1 protein-coding gene is annotated in these 305 nt (G+C 67.5%); it reads right to left on the bottom strand.

Features of this window, described 5'->3' with window-relative positions:
• A partial coding sequence (locus tag P0G09_RS18165) for an ABC transporter ATP-binding protein (RefSeq protein ID WP_275253367.1) occupies positions 1-305 on the bottom strand: 305 nt, incomplete at both ends.

Raw genomic sequence — 305 nt, 5'->3', positions numbered from 1 at the left:
GTCAGGCGCTGCTTCTGGCCGCCGGACAGGTTCCGGCCGCCCTGCTCCACAGGCTCGTCCAGCCCAAGGGGCTTTGCCCTGACAAAATCCGCAGCCTGTTCGGTCTCCAGTGCGTCCCACAGGTCAGCGTCCGCCGCGTTCTTGTTGCCCCACAGCAGGTTGGAGCGGATGGTGCCGCCAAACAGCTGGGCTTTCTGCATCACGACCGCCACACTGCCGCGCAGATCCGCGCGGGGGTACTCCTGCGCCGGACGGCCCAGGATCTCCACGGTGCCCTCCGTGGCATCGTAGAAGCGGGGGATCAG

The sequence above is a fragment of the Faecalibacterium sp. DFI.5.82 genome (assembly GCF_029076575.1).
Taxonomy (GTDB): domain Bacteria; phylum Bacillota; class Clostridia; order Oscillospirales; family Ruminococcaceae; genus Faecalibacterium; species Faecalibacterium duncaniae.
Note: the sequence above shows the minus strand (reverse complement) of the source record. Positions and strands in the feature narration are given on the sequence as shown.